This window comes from Brevibacillus sp. HB1.1 (assembly GCF_013332445.1).
In the GTDB taxonomy this organism is placed as follows: domain Bacteria; phylum Bacillota; class Bacilli; order Brevibacillales; family Brevibacillaceae; genus Brevibacillus; species Brevibacillus porteri.
In genome coordinates, this window is record NZ_JABMIV010000005.1 from 190,105 (window position 1) to 211,143 (window position 21,039).

Sequence of the window (21,039 nt, forward strand, 5' to 3'; positions counted from 1 at the left end):
TTTGGTACTGGCTCATGTGACGCGCAGTGGATTACGGTAAGGGCAGACCGTCATCATCGTGTCGGAAAAGGTATAGATAGGAGAGAATTAGCTTAAATGAAAAGGGCGATTATGCGTAACGTTCAAAATGTTATCTTTTTGCTGTTTACATTCGTCTCGGGAGTATTTTATTTATGTTTTTACTTGGTCAGTATCATGCTTGGCTTGGCCTTGTCATTTACCGTAGTGGGAATTCCTTTGCTCACCAATGTGTTGCGTACAACTCAAACCTTTGTCCAGTATGAACGTATTCAGACGAAGATTTATACCGATATTTCCATAGAACCGTTGGCAATGAGACAAAGAGCAGCGGGAAATCAATGGAAGCAGGCAAAAGCGGAATTAACGGATGAGAGAAACTGGATATCCATTTATTGGCTGATGAAGAAATTTGTCATAGGCTGTATCTGCCTGGTGGTCGGAGTACTTATCTACATTGCACCCGTATGTTTTGCGATCGTACCGTTGCTCTATCATTTCATAGAGATAAATTTTTTAGGGAGCGTAGTGGATTCAGAGCTGAAGGCATTGCAAATCATGAGTTTAGGATTCATACTCATGATCGGGTGCTCCAAGATTGGGAACGGACTGGTAAAATTAATTGGAGGGTATACTCGCTTGATGTTCAAAGCAATTAGGAGATGATGGTTTGCTAGAGATCGTAAAACAATGGGCATGGTATGACTGGGTGATGCTTTTTTTACGTCTGCTCATTTGCTTTTCACTCACCGTTACGACAATACAATGGGGAGATTCTCTTACGCTGCCCTTATGGATTGTTATTTTGTGGCAAATAATGGTGTTTTCCGTCCCGTGGATTTGTTTAATGCTGAGCTATCGTTACTATCTGATAGCTGAAATGCTCTTGTTTGGCGGATTATCGATTTATCTCACGTCTTTGTTTCCGGAGGCGTACCTTACTTTTTTGATGCCAGCTTTTTTGATTGCCGCCAATAGTGCGGAGAAATCGTTTCGCTGGTCGGCTCCCATTACGATTGTTTTCCTTCCACTGCTGATTGTGCTTTTCTCGCGGAAAATTGATGTGTTCGAGATTTTTCCGCAAGTCGGGCTTGCTTATGTGTTGGGGTTTGCCTTTCATTTGCTCATTGTCAACCATCGGCAAAATGAAATTATTCGCAAGCAAAACAGTGTGCTGGAGCAATACCTCACCCAAATCGAGAGAGTGACTCTGCTGGAGGAGCGGGACCGACTCTCCAAGGACCTGCATGATACAATGGGGCATTCCTATGTCTCGATCATCATGGGGCTGGAAACCTTGCGTCAGGATGTGGTGTCGCAGGAAGGGACGCAAAAGCTCGACTCCCTCTTGAAGCTTGCGAGAAACGGCATGAAGGAAGTGAGAGGGTACTTGCATCAGATGGGGTCACCGCAAGAAACGCTTCCCTTCGTTCATTCGCTGAAGCAGCTTGCGGAGGAGTTTCAGACACATGCAAAGGTAAATGTACGGTTTCGTGCGATCGGAGAAGAGTATCCTGTTGGTAAGCAGGTGAAAATGACTATGTTTCGCTGCTTACAGGAATCTTTGACGAATGCGGTACGCCACGGGCAGGCTACGGACATCGTCGTTTCTCTCTATTTTGAGCCGCAACAGACGAGGCTGGAAGTACAGGATAACGGTCACGGGATGGAAAATTGGAAGGATGGTTTCGGGATCACGACGATGAAAGAGAGGGCCGCTCATTTGCAAGGAAGAGTATCCGTATACTCAGAGCGGGGAGAAGGAACGATCATTACTTGTTTTGTGCCGAGGCTGGTAGAGAGCACGGATGAAATCATTCGTTTGTTTATCGTCGATGATCACTCGTTTATTCGGGAAAGCTTGCGCACCATACTCGAGGGACAGCGAGACCTGCGGGTAGTCGGGATGGCAGAGGATGGGGCGCAGGCTATGGAGCTGTGCGAGGAGCTGGAACCAGACCTGGTGCTGATGGACTTGGAGATGCCGAATATGGACGGGATCACTGCGACAAAACGAATCAAGGAAAAATGGCCCGGTATTCGTGTTCTTGTCCTGTCTACGTTTCAAGATACGGAAAAAGCCAAGGAAATTATGCGCAGTGGTGCAGACGGCTATCTCTTGAAATCGATTGAATCACGTGAGCTTGCGGAAACGATTCGCCTGGTCCATCGCGGCGGAACGATGATTGCACAGGACCTGTTTCATAAAATGCTGGATGCACAACCAGTAAACGAACAGGAAGAATTACTCGTTGCATCGAAAATAAGCGAAAAAGACGAGAATGTTTATGGTTTAACGAAGCGGGAGCAGGAGATTTTGCAGATGCTCTCCCAAGGCATGCGCTATAAAACGATCGCTTCCAAGCTGTATTTGTCAGATGGGACAGTGCGTAACTATGCGTCTGCCTTGTATGACAAGCTCGGTGTGCGGAATCGGGATGACGCGGTACAAAAAGGGCAAAAGGAAGGACTTCTGTAACGTATGACAGCCAGGGAGAGTAGCCCTGGCTTTTTGCTTTTCCTGATTAGGTAGTTCATTGTAAATATTTCTTGTTCTGTTAATATTAAGCGTGGTGTAAATTATGGAAATCTAAAGAGACAGCGCAAGAAGACTATCAAGGAGAGTACTGGTGGAGGAAAACTATGAAACGATGGATGGCAGCATTGTTAAGCCTTGTGTTAATCCTGACGGCGCAATCTAATACGGTTCAAGCCAAAGGGAACGACACAAGAGACGTTTACGAACAGCAGTATACACGTATCGGGGAGGATTACCACATCCTGAACGATAATGTGCTACTGTCGAAAAAAGATGGAAGCGTATGGACTTGGTACATCTATGGACATCCTCTGAGTGCTTCAGATCCATTCTATGAAGCCAAGCTGATGCAAATTCCGGGCTTGCAGGATGTCAAAGAGATGACAGTCAAAAGGAAATCGGCCCGGGGTAACTATATTGTTAACTATGCGGCGCTAAAAAAAGACGGTACGGTGTGGTATTGGGACGCCGCCCCCGTCACTACCCTTGAAACGAGTTCTGCAAGTGTTCCGCGGCAAATCAAAGACTTGAAAAATGGAACGTCACTAGTCGCCCATTATACGGGTGCCTACAAAGTCTTGTTCGTCTTAAAATCAGACGGTTCCGTATGGAGTTTGGGAAGTGAAATAGGTACCACTAAGGGTGGCTCACCTACTACAGTCCGAACAAAGCTACTAGATGATGTCGTATCCATAAAAATGGCGAATGGCATCGTATTCGCTGTGAAAAAGGACGGTACGGTTTGGAGGTGGAAGGCAAACTCGTATCTGCCGAATAACCGCTCGAAAAACACAAGTCCAGAGCAGATGAACGGATTTGCTGATATCGTCAAGATAGAGCCGGGCATTTCTACCAGCTATGCTTATATGAAAGATGGCACAGTCTTGTCTTGGTCAACCGCTGACACGAATAAGCATCCCTTGTATTTGCATGCAGCAAAAGACGCGCGAACGATGGTTCAATTGGATTCCATTCGAGATCGGAATATCGACGAAGCTTATGCCCTCCGAGAGGACGATCAGCTTTGGTCAGTGGACAACAACCATAAAGTTTTCCCAGAGCTTACGGACATCGCTTCTATACACCATAGCGACTTTTCCCCACCCAAAAGGTATTACTATGTAGTAAAAAAGGATCAGACTTTGTGGGCTTGGGCAGATTCGATTGCCTTGCCGAAGCTAGTTGTTTTCACGGGAGAAACGGCAACTAGCAATCGTCCAGTGAAAACAGACAAACCAACAGCCGAACGCCCTAGGACAGCAGACAAACCAACGGGCAATCACCCTGGAGCAACAGCTCAGCCTGTGATACGGACTACGCCGGAAATGAGTCTCTATCCGTATATTACGATGCTGCAACCTGGGAACAAACAGTTCATTGCGGTAAATAATTTGCTTCCCGGGACAAAAATGGCGTACACCATTGACGATCCGAGTATAGGAACCTTATCGAATGTGAATGGCACACAGGTCGTAAAAGCGAACAAACCCGGGCAGACCATTGTACGGGCAACTGCAAGCAGAGCTGGTTCTCCGGACGTGACCGCTTCCTTTTTGTTGTACGTCGTCGACAGTAACACGTTGTCCGATACGTACTACACTGCCGTCCGATCGGTACCTGTCGCTGACAGACAGCGTCCGTTTATTGTGGAGGGACTGACCCAAGCAGGAGAGCTTGTGATTACAGCCGCAAGCAGCGAAAAGCCAAAGCTTGTTGACGGCCAACTCGTCATTACTTCTGACTTGATTGACCGCGTAGCTGACAATGCGCGAAAGGCTAAGAATGCGGTGGAGCAGACGCTATCGGAAAACAACATTGCTCTTGCTAGGGAGTTGGTCGTGAATGGGGAAATTTTGTCGTTGCCTGACCAAAACGGTTTTACAATCAAGCTTTACAAGGATAGCTTCACGAATCGTAAGGATGTCGACTATCTTACCGTCCATGCGGGGGATGCGAAACTGACGTTTAACCTTGCGACTGTAAATCGCCTGTTCCATTCGCTCCCGGTTATCGTTATTCGCTTGGTCGAAAACAATAACGGCGGATATCATGTACAATTTTTAGATGAACAAGGGCAGGAGCTTTCGAACGTATCAAGCAACATCCGTCTCATTCTGCCTGCAAATCAGGCGGACGCGACAAATAATAGCGTGTTCTATTCGAATGGGAAAAGCACGCAGCCTATCGGTGGAAAGTTCAATCCGTACAATAACGGCATGGAAGCCGAAATAAACCGTTCCGGAACGTATTTCGTGGACGATAATACCAAAACGTTCCCTGATGTGGACAACCGGGATCCTGAACTACAGCAAGCCGTACAATTTCTGGGATCGAAAGGAATCGTAACTGGGAAAGAAGATGGCAACTTTGAGCCTGATTCACCGCTTACCCGTGCTGAGTTCACGGCGATGCTGGTAAGAGCTTTTTACGCTTTGGACGAAACAGCGACGGAGAGCTTTTCAGACGTGAATCCGCCACAATGGCATGTTCCATTTATCGCTTCATCCGAAAAAAAGGATATCGTGAAAGGTTATCCGGATGGCACGTTTAGGCCGGATCATACCATATCCCGGGAAGAAATGGCTGCGATTGGCGCAAGATCATTACATGAAAAGAAGAATTACTATTACCCTTCGAATACAGAGGACTACTTGAATCAATTCACAGACCAACAGACGATTTCCGAGTGGGCGAAACCAACGATGGCTTTGGCTGTGAAACAGCGCTTGATCGATGTTCCTGCTAATAAACAGATTAGAGCTGGCGAGGCTGTCACTCGCGGGGAAGCTGCCCGAATGCTATATCGACTATATTTGCAGCTTTGATACTGTTCATAAATTGCGAAAGGCTTATTCCAACTTGAATGATGAGGGGGAATGAGTCTTTTTGCATGAGAATAGATGGAGGATTTTTAACCCATTCGGAGGTATTTCACAAATCCAAAGAGTATCTTTTAAAAGAATTGGATCGTTTGGATATGCAACAACTAAAGGAAAAACTGTCACTGGAACAATTCGATGATGTGATGACAAGAAAAACCTTGTTATTAGAAAAAATTGAACAGAAGCCCAATTGCATATCATTTAGATACGATAGTTTAAGTGGAAATTTTCAAACCAATCCCCTAAGAAATTTGACAGCTATTTACATATAGTTGTATAGTAAACTACCAAATGTAACCCCTTATATACATAAACAATTCTTCTATCAAAACTCCACGAGGAGGAATGACACGATGGAAATGTCTATCACAAGAGGACTCTCAGAATTAAAATTACTCGATAAAAGAATCCAAAAAGGAATCAATGAAACGACTTTCATGTCTTCCGCAATTGGACCTAAGCCAGTAACTGGTTATACGTCAACAGAACTGTATGTGGAAACGACAGAGCGAAACTACCAATCCGTTGTTGATCTAATAAAAAGAAGACAAAACATTAAGTCGCTGATCGTCGAGTCCAACGCAAAGACGATGGTAACGATTAGCGGCAAGAGAATGACAGTGGCAGAAGCAATCGAGCGAAAAACGTCCATTCAATACGAGAAATCACTGCTGGAGAAAATGAGAAGAGATTACAACCATGCAGTCACGCAGGTTGAATCGAAAAATGAAGAAGTACAGCTACGATTGGAAAAGCTGCTCGAAGCGAACTTTGGCAAAGACTCCAAGGTGAAGGATACGGAAATGGAAGCGATCTCCAAACCGTTTAAAGAGCAAAATGAAGCAAAGCTCGTAGACCCCTTGAAGTTGAAAGAGAAAATGGATACGCTTAGTAAAGAAATCGATGAGTTTGAGTGTGAAGTCGATTTTATCTTAAGTGAATCCAATACGATTACCAAAATCAATCTTGTGGATTAACAGTGTGGTTTGCTAGTCATTTGAATAGCTGATAAACGAGAGTCCCTTGCCTAGTGGGTTAACTAGGCCATCCTACAAATTATTTGGCGAATACGAGGATGAAAGCTCAAAGATGAACGTTCAGATTTCAAAACTTACGGGTCAAAGCTCTTTAGGCTCAAAGGTTAGGGTTCAAGATGTAAGACTCGATGAAATCTTGGGGTATTGGTCCATAAAAGTACACTCTCTGGACTTTTCAGCAACCACCAAGCTAAATGGTTAGCAACTAGGACTTATTCGAAGTAGAGATATGTTGAGAGAAGATTCTCAGCGTACCTCTACTTTTTTATTTTATAAACGAAACGGTTAAGAGATAGAAAAGATATGTCGATACAAATAGGAAGAAAAGGTAATAAATTGATTGTGCAATACAAGGAAAGTCAGGGAGTGAAGCAATGGAATTTGAGTTTCATGTTACCTTCAACGATCTACAACTTGATGAAAAGGAAGCTTTTATCGATCTCTGCCAATCGGAACAAGTGAAACCGGTCATGATCGTCTTGGATCAGGGAAATTACATCAATCAACCGATGATAACAGGAGTAATCAAACGACCTGATTTTCATGAAGTGAATAAAGAGATGGAAAAGATTGCAGCTACGTTTCAAAACAACGGTTTTACCATCGTCCGAAAAAAAGTAGAGATTTCTCCAAAAGAAGAAACGTATTTTCACCAGCCCATCATAAACTCGAAGCCTTACTTCGAATGGCATGGCAAAGTACAGGTCGATGATGTCGCCGCGTTACGAAATTTATGTGAGGGTCATGGTGGACATATTTCGAGAAACTCTTTGAATGCGAATGGAAAAGTGAGATTTATCACCGTCCGAGAATATGAGAGCCCGAAACAGTTTTACGATCGAGTAGAAAAGATACATACCATTTTGCAAGCAAATCAGATCGGGCTAATCAAAGAACAATATGAACTATGTATTTATGACAGCCGCGAAGAACTGGACAGCGGCTGGATTTCCTAATTTTTAGATGGAGGATCATGATGATTACATATGATGATGTAGCAGAGTTGGAATATGAGGCGAGAGAGCTCGTTGTTTTGGAAGCACTGTTGAGAAGAATTGCTCTAGTGAATATGCCCTTTGTATTAAAAGGCAGCCTTCTAACCAGACAATATTTGGACAACCGAGAGATTCGGGACGCGGATGATATCGACTTATTGTATGCGGGGAAAATCAGGGACGTCGAACATGCCCATGAAGTATTTACACAGTGGATGATTCAAGTAACCGAAATGGATCTGAACGATGGCGTCGTGTTTAGAAGTTTTCGAAAGAATGCATTTTGGAGATATATCGACTACGCTATGGCAGATGATTTTCCGACGATCAATACGGATATTGCTTATTATTTCAAAGGTCAAACAAGGGAAGCGGATGACTATAATGAGCTGAATCTGGATATTTCGTTTCACTTGGAAATGGATGCAGACCCGGTTCCACTAGAGTACCAACCTGCCTTTGGAGAAAGCTTTCATGTTCCGTACACTGTACCTCTGTCCATCCAGGTTGCTTGGAAGCTGCATCAAACGATTGTCAGGCCGAGGTTTAAAGACTTGTATGATTTGAAATTTTTACTCTCTCACCCGTCCTATGACAATGATGCGCTCAAGGAAACATTACAGGCGCTCGTGAACGAATGCAGTATCGATCCATCTATTAAAAAAGCGGATATGAAAAAAGTGCTCGTTGATGATTTACAGCCCATATACGATTCATTATCCTACGATTACGACTTGAGAAAATATGCTGGCGGCATGGATCGTGGCCTTTATTTTACGCAGTTTGTCAGTGAGTTGCGTAAAAAGATGGATTTTGCCGGGATTAATGGGTATGCGTTTGAAAATTTGCCAAGTCCAACACCGAAAAAATTGTAACAGGATAGTAAGTAAAGTAGGCTTATTCCGTCTGTCTCGGTAGAAGGAATGAGCTTTTTTTATGGGATACAAGGTTAATGATGAGATTGGTCGGAATCATTCACCATCATCATTCATGAATAATACCCTACATTAACCCAATTTCTTTAGAGCAAATGTGTCTTTTGAGTCAATGGGATGATCCAAACTGTACATGTAGGGGAGTAGCGAATGAGCGAAGGTAAACAGAAAGATAAGAAAATCATTTTTGACTATATTGTTGTAGGCACCGGTCCAGCAGGTTCTGTTATTGCAAAGAAACTAACAGACGATAAAAAAACATCCGTTCTCGTATTGGAATCAGGAGAAAATAATGATAGGGACACGCCAATTAGCAACTCAACGTTTGCCTTAGAGCTGGAGGAGCTGTATCTTCCTCAATATTTTTGGCAAGGAGAAGGAGTACCCCAGGAAAAAGTAAATGAACGAAGTTTTGAATGGACGACGGGTCGATTATTGGGTGGAGGCTCTTCTATTAACACACAGCAGTATGTAAGACCTACCTCAGCAGTTTTTCAACAATGGGAGAAGCTGTTGGGACCTCTTTGGTCACCAAAGAATGCACTTCATAATTTCCGAAAAATGGAGAATTACAATGGGAAGACAAACAATAAAGAGGTTCATGGTTATAAGGGAAGGATCGACATTCGGCAAGCACCTGAAAATCCAACACCAAAGTCCAAAAAGTTAGTGTCAGCCATCGAGAAAGCAACAGGATTTCGAAAAATTCTCGATTACAATGACCCGAAAACTCCCCTTGGACCCTTTACGCGTTGGCAATTATTTCAGCAACCCAATGGACGGAGAGAAAGTGCTTCCACCGCTTTTCTATCATCAGATATCATGACTACTGCTGGTCAAGGAGTCAATGGTCGAAAGCTGCAAGTTTTCTTTAAATCAACAGCTCTTCGGGTATTATTTAAGAATAAGCGAGCAATTGGCGTTGAATTTCTCAAAGAGGGTAAACGCGTGCGAGCCTACTCTCGGAAAAAAGTAATCATCTCAGCAGGCATCCATAGTTCTCAGCTTTTAATGCTTTCTGGAATCGGTCCCGCCAAAATGCTTAAGGACGAAGGAATCCCAGTTGTTTTCGCCAACTCCCACGTTGGCAAAGGCCTTAGAAACCACACGCTCAACTTTGCTGAGTTTAGTGCCAATCCGAAAGATAACCCATTGCCTGATGATGATCCAAATGCGCTTTTTTCAGGTGGCGCCTTTTTGCCAGATCCCACTCCAGGCTCAAACAAAACTCGTCGTGCAGTCCAACTGATTGGAATCGGCTCAAAAGGGAAACTGACGATAGCTATCCTTTTCCTAAAACCAAAGAGCCGTGGTTCCATAAGTATACAAAGTAATGATCCGTTGAAAATTGTGCTGGCTGATGAAGGATATCTCAATAATCCCGCAGATCTTGAAGCAGTTAAAAACTGCTATAAGGTATATATCAAGAAAATAGCCGCACAATTAACCGCGATCGATCGATCATACCGGCTTATTTCACCAGCTCTAGACATCATCAACAATAATCGCAAGCTTGAAGAGTTCATCAAAAATAATTTTGACCATAATCATCATGAACAAGGTGCGCTTCGCATGGCGCCTCTTAGCAAGGGGGGAGTGGTGGATAGCCAAGGTCAAGTCCATGGAGTAAAAGACTTAATTGTTGCTGATGATTCGATTATTCCATTCACGGTGGATGGCAACACGTCTGCACCAGCCTACCTTATTGGAAATACAATTGCGCAGCAGCTCTTGAAACAAAACTCGCGAGATAATATGAAAAAGTGAAATTAGTAATGAAAATAGTAATATCCCGTGAATCCGCAATTGTAGGGAGATTCAGGGGATATTATTCATGGATTGCCGTTGTACGAAATCTCGGGTTTTTGGTTTGTAGCTACAGCGAAAATCTAGGACGATAGTATCGCGTCTTTAGATGCCGCTGTATTCTGTTATTGGTTGATTAACCCAAAAAGGCAATAGAACGCTTCACTTTCCTGGCGAATGCAATGGGATTATCAATCGACTCCCAATGAATATACATAAGACGCGGGTTGTCAAAGAGCCAGTGATTATGGACTGCTGTTACCTTTATCCCGTTTTTGCGAAGGTTTGACAACAAACGGTTTACCTGGTTTTGGAAGAGAGCCGTTTCCCCTAAACATAGGGCACGTCCTGAACTGTTTAAGGATTCGAACGAGAACAGTTGATAACGGACCAATGGGGATGTGGTTCTTCTGCCTAATATGGACGCATTGAATATTCTATTTCTGGAGACGAAACAAACGGGACCTCTCGTAATTTCATGCTCTGTTCCACCTAAAATGGCAGAAAATCGGTTACACAGTCTTCTAAACTGGGGACTTGCCTTTGCTTTTGCCTTTATTTTGCCCATATCCGTCATCCTTTCGATTATGATGAAATGAAAACTTCATGGCTCCACCATGTTAACCCAGGAATGCGATGGACTCTTTGGTTTTCCTGGCGAATACGATCGGATTTTCTATCGCTTCCCAATGCATATACATTAAGCGCGGGTTTTCTTTTAGCCAGTGGTTGTGAAGTGCCGTCACTTTAATCCCACGTTTGCGGAGATTCGACATCAAGCGGTTCACCTGATTTTGGTGAACGGCAGTCTCGCCCAAACAAAGGGCACGACCCGACCTATCAAGGGATTCAAACGAAAACATTTGAGCTCGAACTAAAGGGGAAAGCGTTCGTCTTCCCAAGATGGTTTCTCGAAGATTTGCAAGCCGCATGACAAAACAAACCGGCCCATTTTCAACTTCCGACTCGCCCCCTAATATTCTTCCAAATCGGGCACAGAGCCTTTTAAATTGGGGGCTAACCTTCGCTTTTGCTTTATTCGCCATAGTAATCCTCCTTTTGTCAATCTAGAAATATCTTATGATTGACAGAAAAAAGGGAAATGAGTAATCTGTGGCTTTTTTACATGAAAAAGATACAGATTTCATTCTAGGTTCTATTTATTTTCCCATAGCACACTTCTGAAGATTTTCTCGTAGAGGGGTTTATCGGATAAATATCATGACGATGCAGTATTGTTTGGGAGTGAGACAATCATCGTTGATTACGTAAAACTTGAATATTGAATGGAGGTGACCAGCATGTACAAAGAATTAGATGTTTTCATAACAGGCAGCCAAAATACTGTTGATTATTGGTATGACTATGGCTGCATAATAGCGTCTGACATGCTAGCGAAGTTCAGCCAAAAGGATTGGGAAGACCTGTCCAGTCATGTGCTGATGAAACCGTTAGAATGGCAGCGAAGACTCGCGTACTGTATGGACAGCTGTTGTAACGAGCATGAACTAAATATTCTACTATCGTTGCTGGATACGGATGATGAGGAACTTTTCGTGACCTGTGTAGATACGTTGAGAAGCTTTACGACTCTAGAAGGGAAACAAATGATACGTGACAATCCTGCCATGCTCGTTCGCGTAAATGAATTGCTTCCCAGAGCTGGCGTTGCGACTAGGAGAGTATTAGAGGATTTTCTTGTGAAAATACATGGCTAAGTTAGCTTCATTTATTGATCTGCTAAATCGCAATAGGATGGAGAAGTGACTCATGAACAATAATAGATTTTCGCGCTCTGCTTCGTCCGGCCTGTAGAAAAGATGGACTGACATGAAAAGAATAGGAACCTTCGATCCACCACATACTACAAACGCTATATCTATACCATGAGAGGTGGAGCGTCCGGATGAGTATGACAATGAGTCGGCCCGTGACCGACGTACTTAATAAACAGGTTGCCAACTGGTCTGTGCTGTATATGAAACTGCATCATTATCACTGGTTTGTCAAAGGCCCGAATTTTTTTACCCTGCATGAAAAATTTGAGGAGCTATACATCGAGGCAGCCAAAAATGTAGATGAGCTGGCGGAGCGGCTGTTAACGGTTGGGGGCAAGCCTGTTTCGACGTTGAAGGACTGTTTGGAGCAGGCTTCCATTAAGGAAGCGACAGGTGGAGAGTCTGCGGATCAAATGGTTGAAGCGGTCGTGAGTGATTTTACACTTCTGATTAAGGAGCTCCAAGAGGGCATTACAGCCGCGGAAGCAGGGGACGATGAAGCGACTGGGGATATGTTCCTGGGGATCATGGACAGCTTGCAAAAGCATGTGTGGATGCTGCAAGCCCACTTGGGAAAATAAGGATAAATTCTTTTGCTAGCAAAGCTGATGCCATGGGGTATCGGCTTTTTTTCTATGTGCTCATGAAGGCAAAAGTGCAGGGCTAGTCTGATTTGGGACAACCCCCTTGTTCCCAAGAAAGACATGCTGGTGTAAACTAACCTTGTGTGAAATAGAGAAAGCACTTTCATGATGGAAAGGATGTACATTCCCATGGCATCACCCTATGTTACATTTAATCGCGAGCAGTGGAGTGCTCTGCGGGCTTCCACGCCGTTGACCATATCTGATAACGAGCTTTCCCTTTTGCAGGGCTTGAACGAGAAAATGTCCATGACGGAAGTCTCCGACATTTACTTGCCGTTGTCCCGTCTGCTGAATTTGTATGTCGGGGGCACGCAGGAGCTGTACCAGGCGACTCACACTTTTTTAGGGAACCAGGATGGTAAGGTTCCATTCATTATCGGTATTGCAGGTAGTGTGGCTGTAGGCAAAAGCACAACAGCTCGCATTTTGCAGACGCTGCTGTCTCGCTGGCCGAATCATCCGAAGGTCGATTTGGTAACGACAGATGGATTCCTGTATCCGAACAAGGTTCTAGAAGATAGAGGAATCATGAAGCGCAAGGGATTCCCAGAGAGCTATGATTTGCGGCGCTTTATCAATTTTTTATCCGATGTAAAATCGGGTTTGCCTGAAGTGAAAGCGCCTGTTTATTCCCACCTTGTGTATGACATCGTACCAGATGAATGGCAGACCGTCAGACAGCCTGACATTTTGATTGTCGAAGGCTTGAATGTGCTGCAACCGCCTATAGGTGACGAAAACGATGCTCGTATTTCCGAGGTCATTGTTTCTGATTTCTTTGACTTCACGATCTACGTGCACGCGGAAGAGAAGCACATCCTGAAATGGTATGTAGAGCGGTTCAAGCTGTTGCGTCAGACCGCGTTCTCCGACCCATCCTCGTATTTCAAGCGTTACGCGAGTCTGTCTGACGAGGAGGCGACTGAGGTAGCCACCGGTATTTGGAAGGAGATTAACGGAGCCAACCTGCGCCAAAACATTTTGCCGACGCGTGTTCGCGCTCAATTGATTTTGGACAAGGGGCAGGATCATATGATACAAAGCGTGAAGCTGCGCAAGCTGTAGATAAAAAGGTGGGAGACGGTTGTCATGAAAGTGATTAGTGCCTGTTTGATCGGCTGTGAATGCCGTTACGATCAGAAGTCATGCTTAGACCAAGAGCTGGAGCAATTGCTCCGGGAAGGAAAGGCTATACCCGTCTGTCCTGAACAGCTGGGAGGCTTGCCAACACCACGACCGCCAGCAGAAATCATCGGGGGGACTGGAGAAGATGTTCTGGATGGCAAAGCACGCATCATAGACAACACTGGCCGAGACGTCACCGAGGAATTTTTGATGGGGGCGAACCAAGCGCTGAAGCTGGCGAAAACGGTTGGAGCCACATCTGCCATCTTGAAAGAAAACAGTCCGTCCTGTGGAAGCTCCTTCGTTTACGATGGCAGCTTTTCCGGGAAAAAAGTGCCGGGTGTCGGGCTGACGGCGGCGCTGTTTCGCAGAAATGGGATTGAGGTAATCTCTGAATCAACAGTATCCAATGAATAAAAAGGGGGGACGCGATGGAAGCGTCCCTCTTTTTACGTCCCTCTTTTCGTAACTACGTTTTACAACTCCTTTAACAACCTCTCCAGCTTCTTCTGCTGTTCTTTCCGTTTCTTCTTCGCAATGCGGTCTTCTTCCTTCAGTGCCAGTACAAGGGAAAAGCACATCAGGACCATGATGACGGTAAAAGGCAGCGCTGCCACAATGGAGGCTGTTTGCAGGCCTTCTAAGCCGCCGCTTAACAAAAGAACGATGGCGATTGCGGATTGGAGGATGCCCCAGGTGATTTTTACCCGATTCGACGGGTCCAGGTTGCCATCAGAAGACAGCATGCCGAGCACGAAAATAGCTGAATCCGCCGATGTGATAAAAAACGTGATGATCAACAGAACCGCAACGACAGCGAGAATGTATCCCATAGGCAACTGCTCCAGTGCGAGGAATAGCGCAGTCGAGATGTCACGTTGTACCGCTGCCCCTATAGGCGCTTGATCAAAAATTTCGAGGTGAAGCGCAGTCCCACCAAACACCGAAAACCAGATGAAGCTCAACAAACTCGGAACGAGCATCACGCAAATGACGAATTCCTTGATCGTGCGCCCTTTGGAGACGCGTGCGATAAACATGCCGACGAACGGCGCCCAGGCAATCCACCACGACCAGTAAAACAGCGTCCAGTTGGCTACCCATGTCCCTTGTGTAAAAGGGGTCAGCCGCAAGCTCATCGAGATGAGATTGTTCAAATAACTGCCGAGCGTGCTGGTGAAGGCGTCAAAAATAAACGAGGTTGGTCCCAATACGAGCGTCAGCAGGAGGAGCAACAAGGCCAATACCAGGTTCGTATTGCTCAAATACTTGATTCCCCGATCCAGTCCTGTCGTAGCCGAGAGCAGAAATAGCACTGTAATAATGGAAATGATCACGATTTGCACGGTGGTGTTGGACGGCAATCCAAAGAGGTGAGACAAACCTCCGTTTATTTGCAGAGTTCCGAGGCCAAGTGAGGTTGCGACACCGAATGCCGTGGCGATGACAGCCAAAATATCGATCCCTTTTCCGAGCGGTCCATGTATGCGCTCACCGAGCAGCGGGCCAAAGGTGGAGGAGATCAAGCCCTTCGCTCCTTTGCGAAATTGAAAATATGCGAGAGCGAGAGCGATGAGAGCGTAGATCCCCCAAGGATGCAGGCCCCAGTGAAAAAATGCATAACGCAGAGCGGTTTGTGCGGCTTCGGTCGTTTGTCCAGTCACACCTGCTGGTGGAGAGAAGTAATGAGAGACGGGCTCCGCCACTCCCCAAAAGACAAGACCAATTCCCATCCCAGCAGAAAACAACATAGCAAACCAGGTGGGGAGCGAATATTCCGGCTCGTCATCGTCGCTCCCCAAAGGGATTTGTCCGTATCTGCTAAAGGCAAGAAAGATACAAAAGATCAGAAAACCGAAAGTCACGATTAAATAAAACCAGCCAAAATTCGTCGTGGTCACTTTCAGTACATGGGAAGCCGCAGAGGCGAAAAGCTCAGGAGAAATCGCGCCGAACAGCACAATGACAAATACAATGACCAAGGATATCAGGAAAGTCATCTTTATCCTCCCGGGAATCTACAAGAAATGGTAATAGTTTATCATCCCGCGGGATTTCCAAGATTATTCCGGATGTGACCGCCCCTGAATGGAGTTACGATGAAAACGTCTCGATAAACCGATTCGCCGCTTTGGACAGATGACGTCCAGACTGCCAGACGACAGCAGCGGAGGAATAAATGGAAGTTCCGGAGAGTCGAATCCCGCGAATTTGTTCGCTCTGATGAGTTTCCCATGCCGAGATAGGGACGATGGAGGAACCGACCGAGGAGGCGACCATGCTGACGATGAGAGAGATGTCCGGGCACTCGCAGATCACGTGCGGTTCCACGCCTAGACGGGAGAATTCCTTGATAATCAAGTCGTAGATGCCCAATCCTGGTGTGCTCGGCATGATGAGTGGAAGCTCGGCGATCTCGCGCATTTCGATTTCCTTGCGATCGGCATAGGGGGAGGTGGCAGGAACAATGAGCACAAAATCCTCTTCCTCCAACGGAATCATGGTGCAGTTGTTCAAGGAGTGGGGGAGGCGTACGATAGCGACTTCTATGGTTCTGCGCTCCAGCCACTGATTGAGGAGCTGCGTATCGCCTTTCCAGATTTTATACGTAATGAGCGGATATTTTTGCTGAAACACACGAATTTGTTCTGGCAGGCGATAGGCCGACAGTGCACTGACACCGATGGACAACGTCCCCCGAATGCCTTCGCCTGTTTCTTTGACCTCGGAGAGAGCTTCCTCCATTTGATGAACGATATTGAGCGCCTGCTTATAGAGGGTGACGCCTGCTTCTGTCAGGACCATTTGTTTGCCCGAGCGTTCAATGAGCATGACCCCGAGCTCTTCCTCCATTTGTTTCAGTTGCTGACTCAAAGGCGGCTGGGCCATATTCAGTCTTTTAGCCGCTCCTGTTATCTGACCTTCCTCTGCTATGGCGATAAAGTAACGCAGTTGCCGAATATCCACGCGCAATGCCTTCTTTCCTTACGAGAATGGATCCATATGAAAACGATATGAAAATTAGATTTTATGGATATTTTTCATATTGATGAAGCTATGATAGCATGTTTTCTGTGAATCTTCACTTCATGGAAAAGACATAAAGGAAAGAAGGGGAAATCCGTGCGTACGTGGATGGAAAAGCTATTTCACTTGCGCGCTTACGACACGACGTTTCAAAGGGAATTCATCGCCGGATTCATTGGCTTTGTCACCATTGTCTACATTGTTGCCGTAAACGCTTCGATTTTAAATGATGCTGGAATACCGATGGAAGCAGGCATTCTGGCGACTGTATTGACGGCATTTATCGGGTCACTTCTTATGGCCTTTTGGGCAAATGCTCCTATTATTCTGGTTCCCGGTATGGGAATCAATGCCCTTTTTACGTATACGTTATGCCAATCGATGGGCCTTACTTGGCAGGAAGCATTGGCTGCTGTTTTTGTTTCTGGTCTGATTTTTACTGTGATTGCCTTTACCAAGGCCGCAACGATATTGTCCAATGCGATTCCCTCTTCGCTAAAAGAAGCGATTACCGTAGGGATTGGGTTGTTCTTGACCTTCATCGGTCTGCAAAAAGGCGGGCTGATCGTCATGAATCCGTCTACATTTGTTGCGCTGGGTGACTTGTCCAGCCCGCATGTGATCGTCACGCTGATTACTTTGATTGTTACGTTGATTTTGTTTGTTCGCAATGTGCCAGGCAACTTCTTGATCGGAATTGCGGTTGGTACAGGACTTGGCTTTTTGTTCGGGATTGTCGAGCCAGGAGGGGGAGGAACGTTTTCGTTCGCGGATTACGGAAGCGTATTTGCGGGTTTTTCCTTTTCTGCTATTTGGGCGTTGCCATTTTGGATCGCGACCTTCTCATTGGCGATGGTCATCGTTTTTGAAAATATTGGTTTGATTCATGGGCATACCTCGATGCTTGGACAGCCGCAGAAGTTCGGCCGTTCGCTGCAAGCGAATGCGTTGTCGGCTGTCATCTCTGGCATTTTGGGAACCAGTCCGACAGTTTCGACGGTGGAGACCGCGGCAGGAATCGCAGCAGGAGGACGGACGGGGCTGACCGCACTTGTAACAGGCACCTTATTCTTGCTCTCGCTCGGTTTGCTGCCTGTCATTAAAATGATTCCGGATGGAGCCATTGCGCCAGTGCTCATCATCATCGGCGCACTGATGCTGCAAAATGTACAGAATATCAATCTGAAGGACTTCTCGGAAGGCTTCCCTGCCTTTTTGATCATCGTGATTATCCCGTTGTCCTACAGCATAGTAGATGGAATTGCGTTTGGCTTCGTGGCGTATCCGCTCATGAAGCTCGCATTGGGCAAACGACGCGAAGTGCCTGCACTCATGTACGTTATCGCGGGATTGTTCTTGCTGAATCTCATGCTGCCGATATTCGCATAAAAGAGTAGTTTTCCCTCGACTTCGGTCGGGGGTTTTTTGTTCTGTTCTCTAGAAAGTGATGCAAGCAATGTGAAATAATGGATGGAAGGTTATAGAACAGGAGGCTCTTCCATGATCCATGAAATGACGTTTCAATTACGTACTACTGATTTCGCCAAAGGACTAGCCTGGTACCAGAGCTTTTTGCAAAGAGAGCCGGATTTTGTTCCTCATGAAGGATTTGCTGAGTGGGAAGTCCTGCCTGGTTGTTGGCTGCAGCTGGCAGAGGGGACGCCAGCGGAAGGAAGCGGTCCCATGCGATTTGCCTTGGTCGATATCGAGACGGAAAGAGAAAGACTGATTAAAGAGCTGCAAATCGAACCGTTTGAAATTTTCCAACGGGAAGAAGTACCGGTCAAGTGGGGGACGTTTGCCGATCCATGGGGGAATCGCATTGGTCTTTTCGAGTACTTGGATCCTACTGAAAAAGAGGAAAAGTTAAAAAGGCTTGCGAAGCTATAGTAAAGTAAAACCTCAAAAACAATGAAAAAGTCCCTTGCCAATGAGAGCGGCAAAGGGACTTTTTGTGGAGAGATGTGGATAGATTATCGTTTTACAAACGTAAACGCTTGTTTTACTTGGTCCAGAGACATCATCAGAGGGATGAATTTCTTCCCTTCTTTGCTTGCTGGGTCAAATACTGTGTCTTGTGGCAAGCTTGCTACATATACCGTGTTGGTTGCTTGGTTACGTGCAATTTCGTAGCCGACTGGTGGCTCGTCCGGGTTGTTCAATTTCTTCCAGTCCTTCAGGTCAAACGCGGTGATAACCACAACAGGTGTACGATCTTCGGCTTTCTCAGCATTGAAGATGAAGCGGGTTACACTCTTTGCTTCTGGCAAGTATTCGTCTGCATTTGGGCCAGTTTTTTCTTCAACTAAGATGTTGCCGTTCCAAGATTTTGGACCTTTAAAAGCAAAGGCAGAGTCTTGGCTTTTGAAAGTATCATGGTAGACTTCGAGAGGTTTTACAGCTGGTTCGAAGTTAGCACTCATCAATTCCCATTTGGTTTGGTTCCATTTCCATTTGGATTTGAGGTAGCCGCGAACATCTGCATTGTAATCACCAGTCAGACGCTCTGTGCCTTCCAGTACGTAGAGACCATTTTTGTTGAGATCGATTGGTTTCAGTTCTACGAAGTCCGCTCCGACTACACCTGCTTTGTTTTTATCCAGACCTGGCAGGCCGAGTTCTTTCGCTTTTCCATCCTTAATGTTGTAGATGTGATTGGTTGTGTAGCCACCGCTTCCGCCAGTGCTTGCAGTAACCATGATCTCGCCTTTTTTATCGTAAGTGAAATCTTGAACGGAGAGCTTCGGCTCGTAGCCGTCGTCCTTCACGTCGATGTTAAAAGATTTCTTCGTTTTGCCATCTGTTACTTTGATAGTGAGGTCCTTCACGTATGGGCTGTTTTTCTCTTTTTTCCCGTACAGAACGACTGTGTCTGCGGTCTTGTCACCCGTTACGTCTGCTGTTTTTTTCGTAATCTCTTGCAAGCCTTTTGGTGTAGCAGTTGTGTTGCTTGCATCTGCTGTAATTGCATACCCTCCAGTGAAAAGTACGGAAGTAAGTACAGTTCCTGTTACGAGTTTGTTCAAGTGTTTCAAGTGTTTCATGTGATGAATCTCCTCCCCAGTCTTGCTGACTGATCATGATGTAATGTGTAGTGTGCTGTATCTAGTGCTTGTCCTTGCTACACGTTCATTATGTACGATAGTGTGGATGCATTGGTTACAGACTATCGACATAAATCCTACAAATCAGTAACAGGTAAATGTTAGTGGGCTAGGAGGTTGCTCGCTTCTAGGATTAATGACCGAGAAAATATATTTGATTTTAGACAGACCTGTCTGTATACTAAGTCCAAGGAGAGCGGATGCTCCCCCACCAATATTCAACAAACGAAGGGAAGATCGACCATGAGCAAAGACATTCGACCACCGTTTACAAAGGAGTCTGCATTGGCAAAAGTGCAGTTTGCTGAGGATGCTTGGAATTCTCGCAATCCGGAGCGGGTATCTTTGGGATACTCCGTTGATTCCAATTGGCATAATCGCACAGAATTCTTTACCGGCCGAGAGGCTATCAAGACATTTTTGACAAATAAGTGGGCTAGAGAGCTGGACTACAAACTTGAGAAGGAACTTTGGTGCTACACGGACAATCGGATTGCAGTGCGTTTTGAGTACGAATATCGTGATGCAAATACAGGTCAGTGGATGCGATGCCATGGAAATGAATACTGGGAGTTTGCCGAGGATGGCCTCATGAAGAGACGGGATATGACGGGGAATGATTTTCCTATCAAAGAGGCGGATCGTAAATTCAAATAATGGTTTGAACTATAAAAAAGAAAAAGGATGATAAAAAATGAGTAAAGACATTCGACCACCGTTCACACTTGAATCCGCGTTGGCAAAAGTAAAATTTGCCGAAGATGCTTGGAACTCTCGCGATCCGGAACGCGTGTCACTAGGGTATACCGTTAACTCCAACTGGCGCAACCGCACAGAGTTTTTTACAGGTCGCGAGAATATTAAAGCTTTTTTGACGAAGAAATGGGCAAGGGAGCAGGACTATAAACTCATGAAAGAGCTTTGGTGCTACACGGACAACCGGATTGCGGTTCGTTTTGAGTATGAGTACCGTGATGCAGAAACTGGTCAATGGATGAGATGCCATGGGAATGAGCTTTGGGAGTATGACGAAGACGGTCTTATGAGAAGACGGGATATGAGTGGAAATGATTATCCGATAAACGAAAATGATCGGCGTTACAAATAATCCTCGGGAAATAGCAGCGTGTTCCTAAACCACCGGAA

At 45.5% G+C, this 21,039-nt stretch carries 21 protein-coding genes; 16 read left to right on the forward strand and 5 right to left on the reverse strand.

Annotated elements, in window-relative coordinates:
- The first annotated feature begins 96 nt into the window (after nt 1-96).
- From HPY27_RS15645 to HPY27_RS15680, 8 genes are all read left to right on the forward strand, one after another.
- A complete protein-coding gene (locus tag HPY27_RS15645; protein ID WP_173623153.1) occupies nt 97-684 on the forward strand; it encodes a sensor domain-containing protein in 588 nt (195 codons plus the stop codon).
- 4 nt (nt 685-688) lie between these two features.
- Nucleotides 689-2,497, forward strand: coding sequence for a helix-turn-helix transcriptional regulator (locus HPY27_RS15650; protein ID WP_174225390.1), 1,809 nt, complete (start codon nt 689-691; stop codon nt 2,495-2,497).
- 164 nt (nt 2,498-2,661) lie between these two features.
- A complete protein-coding gene (locus tag HPY27_RS15655; protein WP_174225391.1) occupies nt 2,662-5,382 on the forward strand; it encodes an S-layer homology domain-containing protein in 2,721 nt (906 codons plus the stop codon).
- Between the two features lie 65 nt (nt 5,383-5,447).
- Nucleotides 5,448-5,711, forward strand: coding sequence for an Imm3 family immunity protein (locus HPY27_RS15660; protein WP_174225392.1), 264 nt, complete (start codon nt 5,448-5,450; stop codon nt 5,709-5,711).
- A gap of 81 nt (nt 5,712-5,792) precedes the next feature.
- Nucleotides 5,793-6,416, forward strand: a complete 624-nt coding sequence (locus HPY27_RS15665) for a hypothetical protein (protein WP_173623149.1) — start codon at nt 5,793-5,795, stop codon at nt 6,414-6,416.
- 434 nt (nt 6,417-6,850) lie between these two features.
- Nucleotides 6,851-7,432, forward strand: coding sequence for a hypothetical protein (locus HPY27_RS15670; protein WP_106836466.1), 582 nt, complete (start codon nt 6,851-6,853; stop codon nt 7,430-7,432).
- A gap of 17 nt (nt 7,433-7,449) precedes the next feature.
- On the forward strand, nt 7,450-8,346 hold the full coding sequence (locus HPY27_RS15675; protein ID WP_254612912.1) for a nucleotidyl transferase AbiEii/AbiGii toxin family protein: 897 nt from the start codon (nt 7,450-7,452) through the stop codon (nt 8,344-8,346).
- 210 nt (nt 8,347-8,556) lie between these two features.
- The gene (locus tag HPY27_RS15680; RefSeq protein ID WP_174225393.1) at nt 8,557-10,173 is read left to right on the forward strand and encodes a GMC family oxidoreductase; all 1,617 of its coding nucleotides are present in this window, start codon (nt 8,557-8,559) and stop codon (nt 10,171-10,173) included.
- A 175-nt stretch (nt 10,174-10,348) separates the two neighbouring features.
- On the opposite strand, the gene HPY27_RS15685 is transcribed toward HPY27_RS15680, so the two are convergent.
- Nucleotides 10,349-10,780, reverse strand: a complete 432-nt coding sequence (locus HPY27_RS15685) for a DUF1259 domain-containing protein (protein WP_174225394.1) — start codon at nt 10,778-10,780, stop codon at nt 10,349-10,351.
- Between the two features lie 52 nt (nt 10,781-10,832).
- Nucleotides 10,833-11,258: a DUF1259 domain-containing protein gene (locus HPY27_RS15690; protein ID WP_017247350.1), complete on the reverse strand. Its 426-nt coding sequence runs from the start codon at nt 11,256-11,258 to the stop codon at nt 10,833-10,835.
- Between the two features lie 255 nt (nt 11,259-11,513).
- Here HPY27_RS15690 and HPY27_RS15695 point away from each other — a divergent pair, with 255 nt between their 5' ends.
- From HPY27_RS15695 to HPY27_RS15710, 4 genes are all read left to right on the forward strand, one after another.
- The gene (locus HPY27_RS15695; RefSeq protein WP_174225395.1) at nt 11,514-11,930 is read left to right on the forward strand and encodes a hypothetical protein; all 417 of its coding nucleotides are present in this window, start codon (nt 11,514-11,516) and stop codon (nt 11,928-11,930) included.
- 188 nt (nt 11,931-12,118) lie between these two features.
- Nucleotides 12,119-12,571, forward strand: a complete 453-nt coding sequence (locus tag HPY27_RS15700) for a Dps family protein (protein ID WP_174225396.1) — start codon at nt 12,119-12,121, stop codon at nt 12,569-12,571.
- A gap of 192 nt (nt 12,572-12,763) precedes the next feature.
- Nucleotides 12,764-13,702 carry a type I pantothenate kinase gene (gene coaA / locus HPY27_RS15705; protein WP_254612913.1) on the forward strand — a complete coding sequence of 313 codons (939 nt, stop codon included), beginning with the start codon at nt 12,764-12,766 and terminating at the stop codon, nt 13,700-13,702.
- A gap of 24 nt (nt 13,703-13,726) precedes the next feature.
- Nucleotides 13,727-14,179, forward strand: a complete 453-nt coding sequence (locus tag HPY27_RS15710; RefSeq protein ID WP_017247346.1) for a 2-thiouracil desulfurase family protein — start codon at nt 13,727-13,729, stop codon at nt 14,177-14,179.
- A 59-nt stretch (nt 14,180-14,238) separates the two neighbouring features.
- On the opposite strand, the gene HPY27_RS15715 is transcribed toward HPY27_RS15710, so the two are convergent.
- Together HPY27_RS15715 and HPY27_RS15720 are read right to left on the reverse strand one after the other, a co-directional pair.
- Entirely contained in the window at nt 14,239-15,762 is a 1,524-nt protein-coding gene (locus tag HPY27_RS15715) for a glycine betaine uptake BCCT transporter (protein WP_017247345.1), read from the reverse strand.
- 94 nt (nt 15,763-15,856) lie between these two features.
- Nucleotides 15,857-16,729, reverse strand: a complete 873-nt coding sequence (locus HPY27_RS15720; protein ID WP_069846187.1) for a LysR family transcriptional regulator — start codon at nt 16,727-16,729, stop codon at nt 15,857-15,859.
- Between the two features lie 168 nt (nt 16,730-16,897).
- Between HPY27_RS15720 and HPY27_RS15725 the strand changes: the two genes are divergently transcribed.
- Nucleotides 16,898-18,178 (forward strand): NCS2 family permease, encoded by a 1,281-nt coding sequence (locus HPY27_RS15725; protein ID WP_217438008.1) that lies wholly within the window; start codon nt 16,898-16,900, stop codon nt 18,176-18,178.
- A gap of 111 nt (nt 18,179-18,289) precedes the next feature.
- Nucleotides 18,290-18,679 carry a VOC family protein gene (locus tag HPY27_RS15730; RefSeq protein ID WP_174225399.1) on the forward strand — a complete coding sequence of 130 codons (390 nt, stop codon included), beginning with the start codon at nt 18,290-18,292 and terminating at the stop codon, nt 18,677-18,679.
- An 83-nt stretch (nt 18,680-18,762) separates the two neighbouring features.
- Here the strand turns inward: HPY27_RS15730 and HPY27_RS15735 are convergent, their stop codons facing one another.
- Nucleotides 18,763-19,833 carry a hypothetical protein gene (locus tag HPY27_RS15735; RefSeq protein WP_174225400.1) on the reverse strand — a complete coding sequence of 357 codons (1,071 nt, stop codon included), beginning with the start codon at nt 19,831-19,833 and terminating at the stop codon, nt 18,763-18,765.
- A gap of 303 nt (nt 19,834-20,136) precedes the next feature.
- Between HPY27_RS15735 and HPY27_RS15740 the strand changes: the two genes are divergently transcribed.
- Together HPY27_RS15740 and HPY27_RS15745 are read left to right on the forward strand one after the other, a co-directional pair.
- Nucleotides 20,137-20,550, forward strand: a complete 414-nt coding sequence (locus HPY27_RS15740) for a nuclear transport factor 2 family protein (protein WP_017247340.1) — start codon at nt 20,137-20,139, stop codon at nt 20,548-20,550.
- A 37-nt stretch (nt 20,551-20,587) separates the two neighbouring features.
- Nucleotides 20,588-21,001, forward strand: coding sequence for a nuclear transport factor 2 family protein (locus HPY27_RS15745; protein WP_106839118.1), 414 nt, complete (start codon nt 20,588-20,590; stop codon nt 20,999-21,001).
- Nucleotides 21,002-21,039 lie beyond the last annotated feature (38 nt).

Coding starts and splice junctions, on each gene's coding strand:
- HPY27_RS15645 (WP_173623153.1), top strand. CDS start 97: ATGAAAAGGGCGATTATGCGTAACGTTCAAAATGTTATCTTTTTGCTG.
- HPY27_RS15655 (WP_174225391.1), top strand. CDS start 2,662: ATGAAACGATGGATGGCAGCATTGTTAAGCCTTGTGTTAATCCTGACG.
- HPY27_RS15660 (WP_174225392.1), top strand. CDS start 5,448: ATGAGAATAGATGGAGGATTTTTAACCCATTCGGAGGTATTTCACAAA.
- HPY27_RS15665 (WP_173623149.1), top strand. CDS start 5,793: ATGGAAATGTCTATCACAAGAGGACTCTCAGAATTAAAATTACTCGAT.
- HPY27_RS15670 (WP_106836466.1), top strand. CDS start 6,851: ATGGAATTTGAGTTTCATGTTACCTTCAACGATCTACAACTTGATGAA.
- HPY27_RS15675 (WP_254612912.1), top strand. CDS start 7,450: ATGATGATTACATATGATGATGTAGCAGAGTTGGAATATGAGGCGAGA.
- HPY27_RS15680 (WP_174225393.1), top strand. CDS start 8,557: ATGAGCGAAGGTAAACAGAAAGATAAGAAAATCATTTTTGACTATATT.
- HPY27_RS15685 (WP_174225394.1), bottom strand. CDS start 10,780: ATGGGCAAAATAAAGGCAAAAGCAAAGGCAAGTCCCCAGTTTAGAAGA.
- HPY27_RS15690 (WP_017247350.1), bottom strand. CDS start 11,258: ATGGCGAATAAAGCAAAAGCGAAGGTTAGCCCCCAATTTAAAAGGCTC.
- HPY27_RS15695 (WP_174225395.1), top strand. CDS start 11,514: ATGTACAAAGAATTAGATGTTTTCATAACAGGCAGCCAAAATACTGTT.
- HPY27_RS15700 (WP_174225396.1), top strand. CDS start 12,119: ATGAGTATGACAATGAGTCGGCCCGTGACCGACGTACTTAATAAACAG.
- coaA (WP_254612913.1), top strand. CDS start 12,764: ATGGCATCACCCTATGTTACATTTAATCGCGAGCAGTGGAGTGCTCTG.
- HPY27_RS15710 (WP_017247346.1), top strand. CDS start 13,727: ATGAAAGTGATTAGTGCCTGTTTGATCGGCTGTGAATGCCGTTACGAT.
- HPY27_RS15715 (WP_017247345.1), bottom strand. CDS start 15,762: ATGACTTTCCTGATATCCTTGGTCATTGTATTTGTCATTGTGCTGTTC.
- HPY27_RS15725 (WP_217438008.1), top strand. CDS start 16,898: ATGGAAAAGCTATTTCACTTGCGCGCTTACGACACGACGTTTCAAAGG.
- HPY27_RS15730 (WP_174225399.1), top strand. CDS start 18,290: ATGATCCATGAAATGACGTTTCAATTACGTACTACTGATTTCGCCAAA.
- HPY27_RS15735 (WP_174225400.1), bottom strand. CDS start 19,833: ATGAAACACTTGAAACACTTGAACAAACTCGTAACAGGAACTGTACTT.
- HPY27_RS15740 (WP_017247340.1), top strand. CDS start 20,137: ATGAGCAAAGACATTCGACCACCGTTTACAAAGGAGTCTGCATTGGCA.
- HPY27_RS15745 (WP_106839118.1), top strand. CDS start 20,588: ATGAGTAAAGACATTCGACCACCGTTCACACTTGAATCCGCGTTGGCA.